This is a genomic window from Pseudoalteromonas sp. UBA6610 (genome assembly GCF_002433295.1).
Lineage (GTDB): Bacteria > Pseudomonadota > Gammaproteobacteria > Enterobacterales > Alteromonadaceae > Pseudoalteromonas > Pseudoalteromonas atlantica.
In genome coordinates this window covers 23,807-40,120 of sequence record NZ_DJHW01000086.1, presented here as the reverse complement: position 1 = coordinate 40,120, position 16,314 = coordinate 23,807, and the positions used below count along the sequence as shown (strand labels likewise).

Here is a 16,314-nt window from a genome sequence, read left to right as displayed (position 1 = left end):
CTCGGTTTTTACTTAGCCCACTAGGTTACAAACCTCGCGCCGCGATTTAATCGCCCCTAGATTGAACAAATTTCAATCCGCAAAGGTCAACACGCCCTAATATTATAACTTTGAAATGTTCAGTAACAATCTAAGCGCGCAATTAGATTTTGATTATTAAGTTTTTCATTTATATTAACTATTAATTGGAAATAAAAATAAGAAACACGCAATGGGACACGAAACCACAAAAGTATTAGTTGTAGATGACGATATGCGCCTGCGCAGCTTACTAGAGCGTTATTTAGTAGAGCAAGGCTTTATTGTTAGAACCGCCGCAAACTCAGAGCAAATGGATAGACTCATTGAGCGAGAGAACTTTCACTTAATGGTGCTTGATCTAATGCTACCAGGCGAAGATGGTTTATCTATTTGCCGTCGGCTACGCCAAAAAGAAAACGAAATCCCTATTGTGATGCTGACAGCAAAAGGTGATGAGGTCGACCGTATTATAGGCCTTGAGCTAGGCGCAGACGACTACATTCCGAAACCGTTTAACCCGCGCGAATTACTGGCTCGCATAAAAGCTATTTTACGCCGCCGCGCCAAAGAAGTGCCGGGCGCACCCGCAGCGGAAGAAAACTTAATAGCCTTTGGGCAATTTACGCTTAATTTAGCCACGCGCGAAATGAGTGAGGGCGATAAAACCATTTCGCTCACCAGTGGTGAATTTGCCGTACTTAAAGCCCTTGTATCGCACCCGCGCGAGCCACTGAGCCGCGATAAACTAATGAACCTAGCCCGTGGGCGAGATTACAGTGCGCTTGAGCGCAGTATTGATGTGCAAGTATCGCGACTGCGCCGCATGATAGAAGTAGATGCTGCCAATCCGCGCTATATTCAAACTGTATGGGGTTTGGGTTATGTGTTTGTTCCTGACGGTGATAAGTAGTTTATATGGGATTTTTTCCGCGTAGTGCGTTTGGCCAAACTGTATTTTTAGTGGCCGCTTTACTGCTAATTAACCAAATAGTGTCGTATGTAACGGTGAGCTTTTACGTTGTAAAACCAACCATAGAGCAAGTAAATTTAATGCTCGCTAAGCAAATTAAAACGGTATTTATAGACTGGGAAGACGGCGTAGAAATCAACGACGAAGTGTCTGAAAAGTTTTTTGAAATTACAGGTATAGAAGTGATGACGCAGCGCGAGGCAATGCGCCAAGGGCTGGGTCAAACCCGAGAATACTCGATGCTGTCGCGTAGTATGTCTGAGCAATTAAATGGTTCTGCTCGGGTGCGTATTAGTCAAACCGACCCGCTGATTTATTGGGTAGAAGCGCCGCAAGCACCCGGTTACTGGGTAAAAGTACCGCTTAGCGGGTATCAAGAAAATAACCTTGAATTTTTAACGTTTTACTTATCAAGTATTGGTTTTTTAAGTGTGTTAGGCGGCTGGCTATTTGCTCGGCACTTAAACCGCCCATTAAAGGCGTTGCAGCAAGCAGCCGTGAAAGTGGGTAAGGGCGATTTTAGTAGTAAGCTTGAAGAAGAAGGCTCCAGTGAAGTAATAGAAGTTACCCGTGCATTTAACCAAATGTCGCGCGGTATTGCCGCTCTTGAAAACGACCGCCGTTTACTCATGGCCGGTGTTTCTCACGATTTACGCACTCCGCTTACTCGTATCCGCCTTGCCACCGAAATGATGAACGATGAAGATGACTACCTTCGCGAAGGCATTATTTACGATATTGAAGATATGAACGGCATTATCGATCAATTTATTGAGTATTTACGCCACCACAAAACAGATGAGCTTGCTTGCGAAGATATAAATGCGCTAGTAACTGAAGTGGTTAATTGTGAGCTTAAACAGCAACGCGTTATTACCTTTAAAGGCAACCCCAGCGTAGGGCTTGTTCCGTTAAGTAGTGTGGCTATTAAGCGTGTAATTACTAACATGATTGAAAACGCGCTGCGCTATTCAGACGGCGATATAGAAGTATTAAGCTACTTTAATTCAAACAAAAAATACGTTGTGATAGCGGTAAACGATAACGGCCCCGGTATACCAGAAAGCGAACTAGAATCGGTGTTTGAGCCTTTTAAACAAGGTGACACTGCGCGTGGTAGTGAGGGGAGTGGTTTAGGCCTTGCCATTATTAAGCGTATTATTGATATGCACGATGGTAAAGTTAAGCTAGAAAACCGCCCAGAAGGCGGCCTAAGTGCACAAATTTATTTACCTATAAAAATACAAAACTCTGCACAGTAAGCTGTGCAGAGTTGGCTATTTCCATAACGTTAATAGTGCTAAAACTTAGAGTGCTTTAAAGCGGATTGCTGTACCACCACTTGTTGCTAGTTTTAAAGTTAGCTTGTCATTTGCGCTAACTACGCGCTTTTCGATATCTAAATCGTACGGATTGTTTTTCCATTCAGCGTTTTTACCGTCTTGGTATATGTGCGCTTCAAACTTTTTACCCTTTTCTAAAAAGTCGAGTTTTACCTCAATAGTTCGGGCTTTTTCGTCGGTTACGGCGCCTAAGTACCAATCGTTTCCTGAGTATTTATCGCGTTTGCGCTCTTTACGGGCAAAAACAATAAAGTCGCCCACTTCGCCATCAAGCGCAATACTTTGCTGCCAATCGGTTGGTACGTCTTGAATAAATTGAAATGCATCAGGCTTGGCTAAATAGTTTTTAGGTAAGTCGGCGGCCATTTGAATTGGGCTATACAGCACAACATAAAGTGCAAGCTGCTTGGCAAGCGTTGTTTGTGGGCGGTTTGTATCATCGCCTAAGCCATTAAAGCCCATATCAAAAATACCAGGGGTAAAGTCCATAGGCCCTGCCAGCATACGGGTAAACGCCAGCATAGGAATGTGCTCTGGTGGGTTAGGTGGCGTGCCCCATGCATTAAACTCTTGGCCGCGTGCCCCTTCGCGCGCAATCCAGTTTGGGTAGGTACGGCGCAGGCCGGTGTCTTTTATTGGCTCGTGGGTGTTAATACTAATTTTATGTTTAGCAGCCAGCTTTACGTTGTAAAGGTACTCGTTAACCATAAATTGGCCGTCGTGCCACTCATGACGGGCAATGCCGTTTTCGTCTATGCGTTTTATGTTACCGCCATCCGCTACATAGCCCGTTTTAACTTGGCTTACGTTTGATTTTTCGTAAAGGGCAAAGGCATCCTCCATTTGGTCACGGTAGTTACTTACATTACCTGATGTTTCGTGGTGGCCAATTAACTGCACGCCTTTTTGTTTGCCGTATTGAGTAAGAGCCGCTATATCAAAGTCGTCGTAGGGTTGTGTAAAACTAAATACATCGCCATTAAAAAACCAGTCACCATCCCAGCCTATGTTCCAGCCTTCTACTAGTACGCCATCAAAGCCATATTCTGCGGCAAAATCCATGTAGTACTTAGTGGTTTGTGTAGTGGCACCGTGTTTTTCGCCGCTGCCCCAGGTTTGCGTGTTTATATGCATGCCCCACCAAATACCCACGTATTTACCAGGTTTTACCCACGACACATCGCCTAGTTTATTAGGCTCGTTTAAATTTAATATTATGTCTGAATTGACTAAGCCTACCGCGCTGTCGGCAATTTGAATGGTGCGCCAAGGGGTATTAAACGCACCTTGTTTTTTAACGGCAATGCCATCTGACCACGGTGTTAAATCGGCATTAAAAGTGCCTGGGCGACGCTGATTAAGTACCATGCCTGCGTAATCCACTAAGGCTGCTTCATGAATGCTTATATGGGTACCGTCATTGGTTTTTAAGGTAAACGGTGTGTGTGCTAGGGGGACGTCATTTAATGCGGTGGTGTTGTAAACGTATTCGTATCGGTTCCAGCCGCGGGCGGGTATCCACCATGCGGTGGCATTGTTGTTATTGTTAATGGCAAATTCGGTGAGCTCTTTGGTAATGTGTGTTTGCTCAAAGCCTGCTTGTTTTGGTACTTCGTATCTAAACCCAACGCCACTATCAAAAGCTCTAAAGCGCACTGTGTAGGTTGCAGCGTTAGGCTCGCTTTTTGTAAACGTAACCGCAACTTCGTTGTGTTTATCAGTAACCGTTTGTCGCTCGCCCCAAGGTTGTTGCCACTGGGTATTTACGCTTTGCTGCTTAACATGGGTAATTTTAAAGCCATCGCTAAATGCAGCTTGGGTTGTAAATTCAAAACCCAGGCGCGATGCGTTTATGGCTGGTTTGTTTTTAAAGCTAATAGCGTAGCTGGGTGTGCTATTTTCATCTGAAATAGTCACTTTTATTTGTGAGTTTGGTGATTCAACTACAGCGGTTTGTGCAAAGCTATTGCCAGCAAACGCCAGTAGTAAAAGTGCGGATGTTCTCATTGTGTGTCCTTTGATGAGTCGGTGGTGACCTTTAAGGATAATGGCAGTGAGTTGTTAATACGACTGTCTACATACGTATTCAATGTTTTAAAAAATAGAAAGAATTTAACGGTTTAATCGGTCTATAATGTAAACAAATTGATAATAGCGATTAGCCCCCATGATAAAACCTTTACTAAGTGTGTTACTGCTATGTATGAGTACTTGCGCAGCAGCAACAACAATAACTATAAAAAATGCCAATAATCAGCCTTTAGCAAATGCGGTAGTGTGGCTAAGCGGGGCATCAATTCAGGCCGGCAATCAAGCAAGTAAAACCTACGCAATGAGTCAACAAAACCGCGAGTTTACGCCGCGTACGTTAGTTGTTCCGCAAAATGCAAAGGTAGAGTTTCCTAATGCCGACTCTATCATGCACCACGTCTATTCGTTTTCTAAAGCTAAAACCTTTGAGTTGAAACTTTACAAAGAGCAGCCTAAAGCGCCCATAACGTTTGATCAAACTGGGGTGGTTGAGCTTGGCTGTAATATTCATGACTGGATGCTGGGCTATATTGTGGTGGTTGATAGCACCGTTTTTGCAATTACCGACGACAACGGTATGGTTAATTTAACTGCCCCTAATGGGCAATACAGCATGAGTGTATGGCATTCTGGCTTTAGCGATATAAGCAACGTAGAAACGCACAGCGTTAATGTAAGCGATTCACCTATACACTACACCGTAAAGCAGGCCATAGCCGAGCAAATAGACTTTGCTACGGATGAATTTGATGACTATTAAGCGCAAAAATACAGTATTACTTGGCTTACTTTTTATGAGCCTACCGGCTTTTTCGCAGGTTAAAGGGCTTATTCAGGTACGTGCGGTTGCAAGCGATGATACACAAAGCTTTCAAGATGGCGGTATTGGTTTATATCGCCATGGAGATAGCAGTGATAGCATTTTGTTATCGCAAGGAATTATAGACTTTAAGGCCGATTTAAGTAGCGCCTGGAGCGCACATGCCGTTGTTAATGCTAATCAAGAGCCGAACACCACATTAGGTTTAAGCCAAGCGTATTTACAGTATCAGCCGTTAGTAAACAGCCGTTATAAATGGCATGTAAAGCTTGGTGGGTTTTACCCTAGTATGTCGCTAGAAAACCCCGATATAGGCTGGACCTCGCCTTACAATTATACTAATTCGGCCATAAACAGTTGGCTTGGCGAAGAGCTTCGCACCATAGGTGGTGAGCTTAGCATTAAGCGCCCAGGTAAACGTTTTAATTCTAAGCATAGTTTTAGTGTGAGCGCTGCTATTTATAAAGGGAACGACCCAACAGGGACGTTGCTATCTTGGCGCGGCTTTGCGCTGCACGACAGGCAAACAACATTTAACGAAAGTGTACAATTTGCACCTATTGCGGCATTAAATAGTGACGAATTACGTTGGCAAGCTAACCAAGTGCTGCCTTTTGAAGAAGTAGATGGCCGCTTTGGCTACTATGCCGGTGTGCATTGGGATTATTTAAAACGCTCGCAGTTTAGGTTTTATTATTACGATAATAACGCCGATCCCAGCATTTTTAATCGCACAACAGGGCAGTATGCTTGGCATACTCGCTTTAGCAGCTTAGCGTGGTTATATAAATTTACAGGTAAAACCCGTTTGATTGCCCAGCTACTCGATGGTAAAACCGAAATGGGGGCTAATAAGCTTATTTATAACCGTTTTTATAGCTATTATTTAATGCTCAGCCATAAAGCGGGTAAGCATAGGTTATCGCTTAGGTATGATTATTTTAAAGTAGATGACGATGACACCACCGCGTTTGACCCTAACGCCAGCCACGGCGAAGGCTTAACAGCTACGTGGCGTTACCAATTAACCGATATGGTACAAATAGGTGTTGAAGGCTCGGCGCTGCATAGCTTTGTACAAAATAGGCCGGGTAGTGGGTTTGCTCAGCGAATATCGCAGCAGCAACTTATGGCTAACGCTCAATGGCGCTTTTAACTGTGGCACTTGTAAAAAATAGATTTTAAAAAAGGGAGCTTTTAAAGCTCCCTTTTAGTTTCAAAAAAAGTGTGAATTATTTTTTATCAAATGCGCGTTTCATAAAGTTTGGTGTAGCAAGTGCGCCGTGATGAATACCGCTGTTGTAGTATTCGCTTTGCTGGGCAACTTGCTCGGCATCGGCTTCTCTAAAGCCATTAAATGCTTGTGATTTACGAGCAAGCGTTACTGACCATAAACCGCTTGGGTAAATTGGCTGTGGAAATGGCAGTGTTTGTAAGTCGTTAAAGCCCACACTTAGCATGGCCTCGCGCATTTCTACTAGCAGTGGCATATGCATTAATGGCGATTCGCTTTGCTGCACTAAAATACCACCAGGGCGTAATGCATTTAAGCAGCTAGTGTAAAACGCGTGGTTAAATAATCCCTCGCCTGGGCCTACTGGGTCTGTACCATCAACAATAACAACATCAATAGACTCGCCCGCAGCGTCACGCATGTATTTAATACCATCATCAAACATAACAGTTGCGCGTGCATCGTTGTTAGACTCACAAAGCTCTGGGAAGTATTTTAACGACATTTGCGTGACTACTTCGTCTATATCTATTTGCGTTACGGTTTCTACACCTGGGTGTTTTAAAACTTCACGTAATGTACCGCAATCGCCACCGCCAATAATTACCACGTTTTTAGGATTTGGGTGCGCTAAAAGTGCAGGGTGGCTAATCATCTCATGGTAAAAAAAGTTTTCGCGGGTAGTTACCATAGTACAGCCATCGATGATCATTAAATTACCAAAGTCTGTGGTTTCGAACATTTCTACCTTTTGAAAAGGAGACTGTTTTTCATCCAACTTTTTGTTGATACGTAATGAAAATGCGCTGCCATCGCGGTCGCTAATTTCTGTAAACCACTTACTTTGATCTAAATTTGCCATAGTTGCTTTTACACTTTTTAAGTTGAGTATGAAAAAGGGGCAATTCTGCCAGTGCTTCGCGTTTTGCTCAATGAAATTTTAACTGCTTTGCCAATAAAGTTAGCCAGTATCGAGTTAAAGTTCAATTTTTGTTAGCGTAGGGGGTAGTGACGTATTAAAATGCGCCTTTATAGCTAATTGATTAAAGAAGAGTTGCCATGACTTGGGGTTTAGAAACAGCACGCGCTACATATAATGTTGCTCATTGGAGCGATGGCTATTTTGATATTAACGCACAAGGCGAGCTGGTTGCCTACCCAGATGGTGACCAATCTAAAAATGCGATTTCTTTAACGCAGCTCACAGAGCAATTTAAGCAGCAAGGTTTAACATTGCCGGTGTTGGTGCGCTTTACCGATATTTTAAAAAATAGAGTAGATACACTCACCCATGCATTTACCTTAGCGTGCAGCAGCCGCGAGTACCAAGGCAAGTACACGTGTGTATATCCTATAAAAGTTAATCAGCAACGCTCGGTGGTCAGTAAATTATTGGCGCACCCAAGTGGTTTAGTTGGCCTAGAGGCCGGTTCAAAGCCTGAGCTTATGGCAATTTTAGGGGTAGCCGATAAACCCATTACTATTGTGTGCAATGGCTATAAAGACAGTGAGTTTTTACGTTTAGCCTGTATTGGTCAAGCCATGGGGCACAGCGTTAAAATAGTCGTCGAAAAACTCTCAGAGCTGACGACCTTACTTGAAGAAATAAATAACCTAGGCATAGAGCCTGCCATTGGTATACGTATTCGCTTAAACTCAGTAGGCAAAGGTAAGTGGCAAAATACCGGCGGCGAAAAAGGCAAATTTGGCTTAACTGCAGGCCAAGTACTTAGTGCTGTTGAGGTGCTTAAAAAGCATAATAAATTACATTTAATGCAAATGGTGCATTTTCATATTGGCTCTCAAATTGCCAACATACGCGACATACACCGCGCCCTGCGAGAATGCGCGCGCCACTTTGCTGAACTTACCCAGCTAGGAGTGCCGCTTAATACCGTTGATGTAGGCGGTGGCTTAGGGGTTGACTACGAAGGCTCAGGCTCACGCAGTGCTTGCTCGATGAACTATACCGTTGAAGAATACGCACGTAATGTGGTTAATGCTTTTGCTGAGGTGTGTGACCAACATCAACTTACGCACCCAGCCATTATCACCGAATCAGGGCGTGCTTTAACAGCGCACCACGCGGTGTTAATTACCGATGTAATAGACGTAGAAAAAGCGCCAAATCATCCAAATCCAGAACCGCCACTTAAAAACAGTGCGCTAGTGCTTGATGAAATGTGGCAGTGTTTACAGCGTTTAAACCCGCGTATGGCGCTAGAGATTTACCACGATGCGATGCACTTATTTAGCGAAGCGCACGACCAATACGTGCATGGGTTAGTAAGCATGCTAGAGTGGGCGAAAATAGAGCAATTATACTTTACTATTTTGCACCGAGTACGCGCATCACTTAGCAATAACGCGCGTGCGCACCGTGAGGTACTTGACGATTTACACGAAAAGCTAGCCGATAAGCTATTTGTTAACTTTTCACTGTTTCAGTCGTTACCTGATGTATGGGGCATTGAGCAGTTATTTCCGGTGATGCCAATCGAAAATTTAGATAAACCGCTTACCCAGCGCGCTATTATTCAAGATATTACCTGTGACTCTGATGGGCAAATTCGTGAGTACGTAGAAGGCGCGGGCATAGAAACCAGTTTACCTATACCTGAGTACCAACATGGCGAGCAATACCATATAGCCATGTTTATGGTGGGGGCTTACCAAGAAATTTTAGGTGATTTACATAACTTATTTGGCGACACCGACTCAGTGCATGTAGAGCTTAATGACGACGGTTATGTATTAACCAATGCCATTAAAGGTGATAGCGTTAAGGATGTATTAAAGTTTGTTGACTATGATAGCGCCATTTTGGCACAAAACTTTGAATTATTGGTCAACAAGCTAGCAGTGTCTGAGCAGTGTAAAGCAGGGTATTTAGCCGAGCTTAATGCCGGGCTTGAAGGTTATACTTACTTCGAAGATTAACCGTACACTCTCAGAATTAAAAGCGTCGCTGTTTGGCGCGCATTGTTTAAAGGAAAGTAAATAAATGTCAGTAATCCGCAGTGTATTAAGTATTATGCTTTATACAATAAACACACTTATTTGGTTTGTGCCTATTTTTGTTTGTGGGCTATTAAAATTAATCCCTATCAAGCCTATGCAAAAGCTTTTAAGCTGGGTTGCTAAACAGTGTGCCACTATTTGGGTGTCGGTTAATAGCATTAACCAACGCTTATTCACGCCAACAAAAATAAACGTTACCGGCCTTGAAGAAACCAAATTAAAAGACTGGTACTTAGTAATTGCTAATCATCAAAGCTGGGTAGATATATTAGTGCTGCAGCGTGTATTTAATCGAAAAATACCTTTTTTAAACTTTTTTTTAAAAAAAGAGCTTATTTACGTGCCAATTTTAGGTGTGTGCTGGTGGGCGCTCGACTTTCCATTTATGACCCGTACCAGTAAAGCACAGCTAAAAAAGAACCCAAAGCTACGTGGCAAAGACATAGAAACAACCCGCAAAGCCTGCGAAAAATTTAAAGAAATGCCAGTAAGCATTGTTAACTTTGTAGAAGGTACACGTTTTACTACGCAAAAACATGCTCGCCAAAATAGCCCTTTTCCGCATTTATTAAAGCCAAAAGCAGGCGGGATCGCATTCGTAATGCAAGCCATGGGTGAGCAAATCTCTAAAGTGGTTAATGTGACCATTCATTACCCCGATGGCATCCCTACGTTTATGGACTTTGCCGGCGGCAAAGTGAAGCAAATTAATGTGCATGTAGACATTCGCCCAGTAAGCGAGGAGTTGATTGGTGATTACACTGGCGACTCTGAGTTTAGAGTCGGCTTTCAAAGTGAATTAAACCGTTTATGGGAAGAAAAAGAGCACACGCTTTTGCAGCTCGAACAAAACCATAAATAATAAGGTAATAAAAAATGGGCTTACAATTATGCTAAAAAAGTGGTTACCAAATTGGCTCAATGGCTTAATTGTAGGCTGCGTGATTTTTTCAAATGTAATCATTTTTGGCACCTTAGTATTAATGCTAGGGTTAATAAAGCTTGTCCTGCCTTTTTCTATAATTGACACCATACTGCATAGCGTGTACCGAGGCTGGTGTAACGGCAATCGGTTTGGCTTGTGGCTGGGCTGCGCCAACATAAAAGTAAACATAAACGGCGATATAAATTCAAAAAGTTGGTACTTACTAATTTGTAACCACATGAGCTGGTTAGATATTGTGGTACTTAGCTCAATTAATGTATTACCAGCGCCAAAGTTTTTTTTAAAAGACGAATTAAAGTATGTGCCATTTATTGGCTCTGGCGCATGGGCTATGGGCATGCCTTTTATGAAGCGCGTAACTAAAGCGCAGCTTGCTAAAAACCCCAAGCTTAAAGGGCTAGATGTTGAGCGTACCAAGCAAAGCTGTCGTAATTTTAGGAATAATCCCACCACCATAATTAATTTTGTTGAAGGCACCCGCTACACGCACGCAAAGCATGCAAGCCAGCAAAGCCCGTTTAAACATTTACTCAAGCCCAAAGCGGGCGGGATTGCCTTTGCACTTGAGGTACTTGGCGAGCAATTTGACGCCATGCTAAATACCAGTGTGGTGTACAGCGGCAGCACAAGCCATGTTTGTCGTAATATTTTAAAGGGCGAGCTTGATTCAATTTATGTTTCTATTGACGTAGTTGCTATAAACCAGCAAATGTTAGGTAGTTACCAACACGACAAAGCATTTAGAAGCCACTTTCAAAAGTACGTTAATGAGCTATGGGTTGCTAAAGACGCGCAACTTGCCAGCATTTATGCCCAACATGATTTACCTGAGCCACCCATTTGTAAGGAAATAGAAACACTATGACCAATACCCACCTGCAGGAGCTAATCGCTCCTTGGTTTGAAAAAGTACCCGACGCAGATTTTTTAAGTGCAATTACTGCAGCCTCTATTGGTGTGTTTTCGTTGTTAGTGGTGTATTTATTTACACGCCGATTAATGCTGCCAGGCATTCAAAAAGTGGTGACTAAGTTATCTCCAGAGCGCATAGGGTTACTTTTTCCGTTGCTCACAAAACTTAATAAGCGCATAGCCGGTATGTTATGTAGCGTGCTTTTTTTAGCAACCTTCGACAGCGTTTATCCTGTTAATGAGCTCAGTGCCGAAATACTAAAAACCATTGGCCAAGGTATATTAATTATTCATGTAGGCTTTATTTTTAGCAGCATTGTAAGCATTGCCGGCGCTATTTATAACCAGCTAGATTTTGCCCGCGAAGTGCCAATTCAGGGCTTATTACAAGTTGTTAAGCTGATCACCTTTATTGTGTGTGCAATTTTAATAGTCAGCATTGTGCTTGAAAAATCGCCTACCTATATTTTGTCGGGTTTTGGTGCGATAGCCGCTGTTACTTTATTGGTTTTTAAAGACACTATTTTAGGCTTTGTAGCCAGTATTCAAATTGCGGCAAACCGATTAGTTACTTACGGCGATTGGATTCAAGTAGAAAACTACGGCGCCGACGGTGAAGTAATAGACTTAGGGCTAAACACCGTAAAAGTGCGTAACTGGGATAACACCATTACGACTATTCCTACTTATATGCTGGTAGCAGGGTCGTTCAAAAACTGGCGAGGAATGCAAGAGTCTGGCGGCCGACGTATTAAGCGCTCGCTTAATATTGATATGCACAGCATATGCTTAGTAAGTGACGAATTTAGAAAACAAATAGATGCAGCTATACCACTGCACGAATATATACGTGTTGCCTCGTTGCCTGATCCGGTCTCTAACTTAGGCTTGTTCCGCCGCTACGCTGAGGGCTATTTAAAGCAGCATAACAGAATAAATACCTCACTGACGCTCATGGTGCGTGAGCTACAACCAATGAACCACGGCTTACCGATTGAGTTTTATTGCTTTAGTGAAGACAAACGCTGGATATCTTACGAGCATTTACAAGCCGAAATTATGGATCACTTATTGGCAGTGTTGCCAGTATTTGGCCTTAGAGCGTATCAAAGTGTTAGCGGGCAATTAAGCCCGCCTAATGCACAGCAAACCGATAAGCCGACCTTTAAAGTAATGGCAAATAGTGCTGAACAAGGCCCACACTAATAAATAAAGCTAATAGCCACCAAATAGGTGGCTTTTTCATTCTTAGCCATGCAAAAGCGGCAATAACCAGTGCAACCTGCCATAGGTTGTGAACGGCTGATGTCCAAATAGGTGAGTACAAAGCCGCCGCTAAAAAGCCAACTACGGCAGCGTTAAGCGCCGCAATAGAGCTTGCAAAGCGAGGTTTACTTGCCAGGTTTAACCAGCTTTTTTGAAACGCCAGCATTAATAAAAAACCCGGTGTAAAAATAAGTAGGGTTGCAGCTATGGCCCCTATTAAGGGTTGCTCTGAAGTGAGTTGCGCGCCTAAGTAAGTAGCTATTGTAAACATGGGGCCAGGGATAGCTTGAGCACTGGCATACGCACTTAAAAATTGATCGTTACTTAGCGCCGGTACGCCAGCTTGCAATACAGGCAATACCACATGCCCGCCTCCAAACACCATAGCGCCCGCTTGGTAAAAAGGAGCAAACAAAGCAAGGTCATCACCTAAAGGTATAAAGCTAACAGCGAGTAGTAATACAAATAAGCCTAAAGGGAGCCACCTAAACGCGCTTTTGGTATCTGCTTTAGGCTCAGTATGGGTGTTGAGCTGTAACAGAGGCCAAATTGCGCCTATAGCAGCGGCACTCACTAAAATAGCTATTTGCGTGCCAAGTAAAGGAAATAGTAATAAAGCCAAGGTACTCATTACTGCGATAAGCTTGAGCGCAGCGCTGGTACAAAAGCTTTTTGCCATAGTGAGTGTTGCATCGGCCACAATAACAACCGCAAACAGTTTTAAGCCCGCAATAATAGCAAAGTAAACAGCATCAAACTGATGCGCGCTTACCGCTAATAACAACATAATCAAAAAAGACGGTAAGGTAAAAGCGATAAATGCGGTAATGCCACCAATAACCCCCGCCCGCTCCACACCAATTGCAAAGCCCACTTGGCTTGAACCAGGCCCGGGCAGCGCTTGGCTTAAACTAATGAGCTGCGCGTAGCGGGTATCGCTTAACCAGTTTAGTGTGTCTACAAAGTGGCGTTTAAAATAGCCTAAATGGGCAGCAGGGCCACCAAAACTCATGCAGCCAAGTAAAAAAAACTGTCTAAAAATAGCGACTAACATTGAGCTCATATCCTTTTTTAAAGTTCATTAAATTGTCACAAAGGAGTATGACACTTTTATTAAATGCATACATTAATTCGTAATCTACAAATAATACCAATCCACTTAATTAAGTGGATTGGTATAAAGCGAACTGCTTTTAACATGCTCTTCATAGTTTGTTCATACATGTATTTGCATACTCGCTTTATAATTCTTAATGAATAGGACATCACATGACTTTAACTAAATCACTTTTAAGCGTAACCGTAGTAGCTGTATTACTAAGTGGTTGCGAAATGAACAATACAGGCAAGGGCGCTGCAATTGGTGCAGCCGCAGGTGGCGTATTAGGTAAAGCAACGGGTAATCATAAAGACAAGCGCATTTTTATTGGTGCAGCTATTGGCGCACTAGCGGGTGCTGCTGTAGGTGATTACATGGATAAGCAAGAAGAAGCGTTTCGTGATGAGCTAGCAGGCTCAGGGGTTGAAGTTGTACGTGAGGGCGATAACTTACGTTTAGTTATGCCATCTAATATTACCTTTGCGACAGACCAATCTTATATTTCATCAGGTTTTAACGATACTCTAAACGCCATTGCTAAAGTAATGAACAAATACGAAAAAACCTACCTAAGCGTGGAAGGTCACACAGATAGCACAGGTAAAGACAGCTACAATATGAACCTATCGCGTGAGCGCGCGCAAAGCGTTAAAAATTACTTAGTGAACCAGCAAATTATGGCTGCACGTATTAGCACTACAGGCTACGGCGAAACCCGCCCAATAGCCACTAACGATAGCGCTAACGGCCGAGCTCAAAACCGCCGTGTAGAAATTCAAATAGTGCCAAACACAGAAGGTTAGTTTTTGTTGAACTGCAATTCACAAAGACGCTGATACAAAGGGGAGCTTGCTAGCAATTGCTGGTGGCTCCCTGTTGCTCTTATTTCCCCATTTTCCATTACTACAATCACATCGGCATGTTTAACCGTTGCCAGCCTATGGGCAATAATTAACGTTGTTCTATTTTGCATTAAATGCTCAAGCGCGGCTTGTACGTGGTGCTCACTTTGCGCATCGAGTGCACTGGTGGCTTCATCTAAAAGCAGTATTTCTGGGTCTTTTAAAATAGCGCGTGCCAATACAATACGCTGCTTTTGACCACCCGATAGCCTTACGCCTTGCTCACCTAAAAAGCTGTTATAACCTTGCGGTAATTGCTGAATAAATTCATCGGCATGAGCATGTTTTGCGGCCGCATATACTTGCTCGTCAGTGGCGTTTGGGTTGCCGTAGCGAATGTTATGCATTACATCTGAGCTAAATAAAATAGGGTTTTGTGCCACCATGCCCATTTTGTCCCTCAGGGTGGTAAGCGATATGTCTTTAATATTTACATCATGAAACTTAATTGCGCCGCGAGCAGGGTCGTAAAAGCGCTGTAGTAATTCAAATAACGTCGTTTTACCTGCGCCAGAGGGGCCTACAATAGCCACTGTTTTACCTTGCTCTATTGTTAAACTTATTTTGTTAAGTGCGCTTACATCGGGGCGAGATGGGTAGTTAAAGCTAATATTTTCAAGTGCAATGGCGGGGCTGTCAGTCTTTATTAATAGCTTTTCGTCTTGTGGAGTGACAGGGTTTTCTATTTCACTTTTAACGGCCAGTAATTCAAGTAGGCGCGCTGCCGCCCCAGCAGCTCGTTGTAGCTCGCCGTAAACCTCGGCTACGGTAGCCACCGACATGGCCACCATAATGGCGTAAAACACAAATGCACCTAGCTCGCCACCTGTCATGGTGCCTGCTAATACGTCACTACCGCCTACCCAGAGCATTACGCTAATCGCACTAAAGGTTAAAAATATTACCGCAGCAATTAAAAAAGAGCGCTGTTTAATACGGCTTTTGGCAACGTTAAAGGCTTTTTCGGTTTCAAGTGCAAAGGCGTGTTGTTCACGCTGTTCGTGGCTATAGCTTTGTACTACTTTAATATTTTGAATGATCTCGCCGGCATAGGTGCTTATATCGGCTATTGCATCTTGGCTAGAACTTGCAAGTTTGCGAACCTTTTTGCCAAATACCATCATCGGCACTAATACCAGCGGCACACACGCAACCACTACGAGCGTAAGCTTTAAGTTAGTCACTAATAGCATTACCAAGCCACCCACTAACATTAATGCACTGCGCAGCGCCATAGAAAAGGAAGAGCCAATAATCGATTGCAGCAAGGTGGTGTCGGTTGTTAAACGCGACATAAGCTCGCCACTGCGGTTTTCTTCAAAGTAACTTGGGTGCAAGGTAACAATGCGATTAAACACCGCTTTGCGAATATCGTTACTAACTCGTTCGCCAATCCACGACATTAAATAAAAGCGGCTAAAGGTGCCCACGGCCAATAAACTAATTAAACCAATAAGCACTAATACAGCTTGTTGTAGCTGCGCTTGGGAGCCAGCAATAAAGCCATGATCTATGACAAACTTAACCCCTTGGCCCAATGATAAGTTAACACCAGCGGTGACTAAAAGGGCGCCAAGTGCGGCCACTACCATCCATTTATACGGTTTAATAAACGCAAAAATAGGTAATAAACTACTAAAGGCGGCTTTTTCGGGCTTAGGACTTGTTTTTGACATAGTGGATTCTTTTTAAAGGTTAAGGTATAGATATGGCACTAAGATAATAAAAATCAATACTTTTAAACATTAG

The 16,314-nt window shown here is 43.2% G+C and carries 13 protein-coding genes; 9 read left to right on the top strand and 4 right to left on the bottom strand.

Going from position 1 to position 16,314, the window contains the following annotated elements:
* The first annotated feature begins 211 nt into the window (after positions 1-211).
* Together ompR and envZ are read left to right on the top strand one after the other, a co-directional pair.
* A complete protein-coding gene (ompR, locus tag B4F91_RS11595; protein WP_004587537.1) occupies positions 212-931 on the top strand; it encodes a two-component system response regulator OmpR in 720 nt (239 codons plus the stop codon).
* A gap of 5 nt (positions 932-936) precedes the next feature.
* The gene (gene envZ / locus B4F91_RS11590; RefSeq protein ID WP_024033891.1) at positions 937-2,253 is read left to right on the top strand and encodes a two-component system sensor histidine kinase EnvZ; all 1,317 of its coding nucleotides are present in this window, start codon (positions 937-939) and stop codon (positions 2,251-2,253) included.
* Positions 2,254-2,298: 45 nt separating this feature from the next.
* Here envZ and B4F91_RS11585 read toward each other — a convergent pair whose 3' ends face one another.
* On the bottom strand, positions 2,299-4,341 hold the full coding sequence (locus B4F91_RS11585) for a glycoside hydrolase family 97 protein (RefSeq protein ID WP_154945574.1): 2,043 nt from the start codon (positions 4,339-4,341) through the stop codon (positions 2,299-2,301).
* A 160-nt stretch (positions 4,342-4,501) separates the two neighbouring features.
* On the opposite strand from B4F91_RS11585, the gene B4F91_RS11580 reads away from it, so the two are divergent.
* Positions 4,502-5,125, top strand: coding sequence for a methylamine utilization protein (locus tag B4F91_RS11580; RefSeq protein WP_286937874.1), 624 nt, complete (start codon positions 4,502-4,504; stop codon positions 5,123-5,125).
* The gene (locus B4F91_RS11575; protein ID WP_286937871.1) at positions 5,115-6,341 is read left to right on the top strand and encodes a hypothetical protein; all 1,227 of its coding nucleotides are present in this window, start codon (positions 5,115-5,117) and stop codon (positions 6,339-6,341) included. The genes B4F91_RS11580 and B4F91_RS11575 overlap by 11 nt, the downstream gene beginning before the upstream one ends.
* A 76-nt stretch (positions 6,342-6,417) precedes the next feature.
* Here B4F91_RS11575 and speE read toward each other — a convergent pair whose 3' ends face one another.
* Positions 6,418-7,281, bottom strand: coding sequence for a polyamine aminopropyltransferase (speE, locus tag B4F91_RS11570; RefSeq protein WP_054983340.1), 864 nt, complete (start codon positions 7,279-7,281; stop codon positions 6,418-6,420).
* A gap of 197 nt (positions 7,282-7,478) precedes the next feature.
* Here speE and speA point away from each other — a divergent pair, with 197 nt between their 5' ends.
* From speA to B4F91_RS11550, 4 genes are all read left to right on the top strand, one after another.
* The gene (speA, locus tag B4F91_RS11565; protein ID WP_286937869.1) at positions 7,479-9,359 is read left to right on the top strand and encodes a biosynthetic arginine decarboxylase; all 1,881 of its coding nucleotides are present in this window, start codon (positions 7,479-7,481) and stop codon (positions 9,357-9,359) included.
* A 64-nt stretch (positions 9,360-9,423) separates the two neighbouring features.
* Positions 9,424-10,302, top strand: coding sequence for an acyltransferase (locus tag B4F91_RS11560; protein WP_064384605.1), 879 nt, complete (start codon positions 9,424-9,426; stop codon positions 10,300-10,302).
* A gap of 28 nt (positions 10,303-10,330) precedes the next feature.
* On the top strand, positions 10,331-11,251 hold the full coding sequence (locus B4F91_RS11555; protein WP_286937867.1) for an acetyltransferase: 921 nt from the start codon (positions 10,331-10,333) through the stop codon (positions 11,249-11,251).
* The gene (locus tag B4F91_RS11550; RefSeq protein ID WP_286937866.1) at positions 11,248-12,504 is read left to right on the top strand and encodes a mechanosensitive ion channel family protein; all 1,257 of its coding nucleotides are present in this window, start codon (positions 11,248-11,250) and stop codon (positions 12,502-12,504) included. The genes B4F91_RS11555 and B4F91_RS11550 overlap by 4 nt, the downstream gene beginning before the upstream one ends.
* On the opposite strand, the gene chrA is transcribed toward B4F91_RS11550, so the two are convergent.
* The gene (gene chrA, locus B4F91_RS11545) at positions 12,464-13,618 is read right to left on the bottom strand and encodes a chromate efflux transporter (RefSeq protein ID WP_273589531.1); all 1,155 of its coding nucleotides are present in this window, start codon (positions 13,616-13,618) and stop codon (positions 12,464-12,466) included. The two genes, B4F91_RS11550 and chrA, sit on opposite strands and share 41 nt — an antisense overlap.
* A gap of 215 nt (positions 13,619-13,833) precedes the next feature.
* Here chrA and B4F91_RS11540 point away from each other — a divergent pair, with 215 nt between their 5' ends.
* Positions 13,834-14,466, top strand: coding sequence for an OmpA family protein (locus B4F91_RS11540; RefSeq protein WP_004587548.1), 633 nt, complete (start codon positions 13,834-13,836; stop codon positions 14,464-14,466).
* Here the strand turns inward: B4F91_RS11540 and B4F91_RS11535 are convergent.
* Complete coding sequence (locus B4F91_RS11535) at positions 14,463-16,241, bottom strand: ABC transporter transmembrane domain-containing protein (protein WP_286938583.1); 1,779 nt, start codon at positions 16,239-16,241, stop codon at positions 14,463-14,465. The two genes, B4F91_RS11540 and B4F91_RS11535, sit on opposite strands and share 4 nt — an antisense overlap.
* Between the last annotated feature and the right edge of the window lie 73 nt (positions 16,242-16,314).

Excerpts from the sequence above, each read along its gene's own strand:
- speE (WP_054983340.1), bottom strand. The coding sequence starts at position 7,281 with ATGGCAAATTTAGATCAAAGTAAGTGGTTTACAGAAATTAGCGACCGC.
- B4F91_RS11580 (WP_286937874.1), top strand. The coding sequence starts at position 4,502 with ATGATAAAACCTTTACTAAGTGTGTTACTGCTATGTATGAGTACTTGC.
- chrA (WP_273589531.1), bottom strand. The coding sequence starts at position 13,618 with ATGTTAGTCGCTATTTTTAGACAGTTTTTTTTACTTGGCTGCATGAGT.
- speA (WP_286937869.1), top strand. The coding sequence starts at position 7,479 with ATGACTTGGGGTTTAGAAACAGCACGCGCTACATATAATGTTGCTCAT.
- B4F91_RS11575 (WP_286937871.1), top strand. The coding sequence starts at position 5,115 with ATGACTATTAAGCGCAAAAATACAGTATTACTTGGCTTACTTTTTATG.
- B4F91_RS11540 (WP_004587548.1), top strand. The coding sequence starts at position 13,834 with ATGACTTTAACTAAATCACTTTTAAGCGTAACCGTAGTAGCTGTATTA.
- B4F91_RS11535 (WP_286938583.1), bottom strand. The coding sequence starts at position 16,241 with ATGTCAAAAACAAGTCCTAAGCCCGAAAAAGCCGCCTTTAGTAGTTTA.
- B4F91_RS11585 (WP_154945574.1), bottom strand. The coding sequence starts at position 4,341 with ATGAGAACATCCGCACTTTTACTACTGGCGTTTGCTGGCAATAGCTTT.
- B4F91_RS11555 (WP_286937867.1), top strand. The coding sequence starts at position 10,331 with ATGCTAAAAAAGTGGTTACCAAATTGGCTCAATGGCTTAATTGTAGGC.
- B4F91_RS11550 (WP_286937866.1), top strand. The coding sequence starts at position 11,248 with ATGACCAATACCCACCTGCAGGAGCTAATCGCTCCTTGGTTTGAAAAA.
- B4F91_RS11560 (WP_064384605.1), top strand. The coding sequence starts at position 9,424 with ATGTCAGTAATCCGCAGTGTATTAAGTATTATGCTTTATACAATAAAC.
- ompR (WP_004587537.1), top strand. The coding sequence starts at position 212 with ATGGGACACGAAACCACAAAAGTATTAGTTGTAGATGACGATATGCGC.
- envZ (WP_024033891.1), top strand. The coding sequence starts at position 937 with ATGGGATTTTTTCCGCGTAGTGCGTTTGGCCAAACTGTATTTTTAGTG.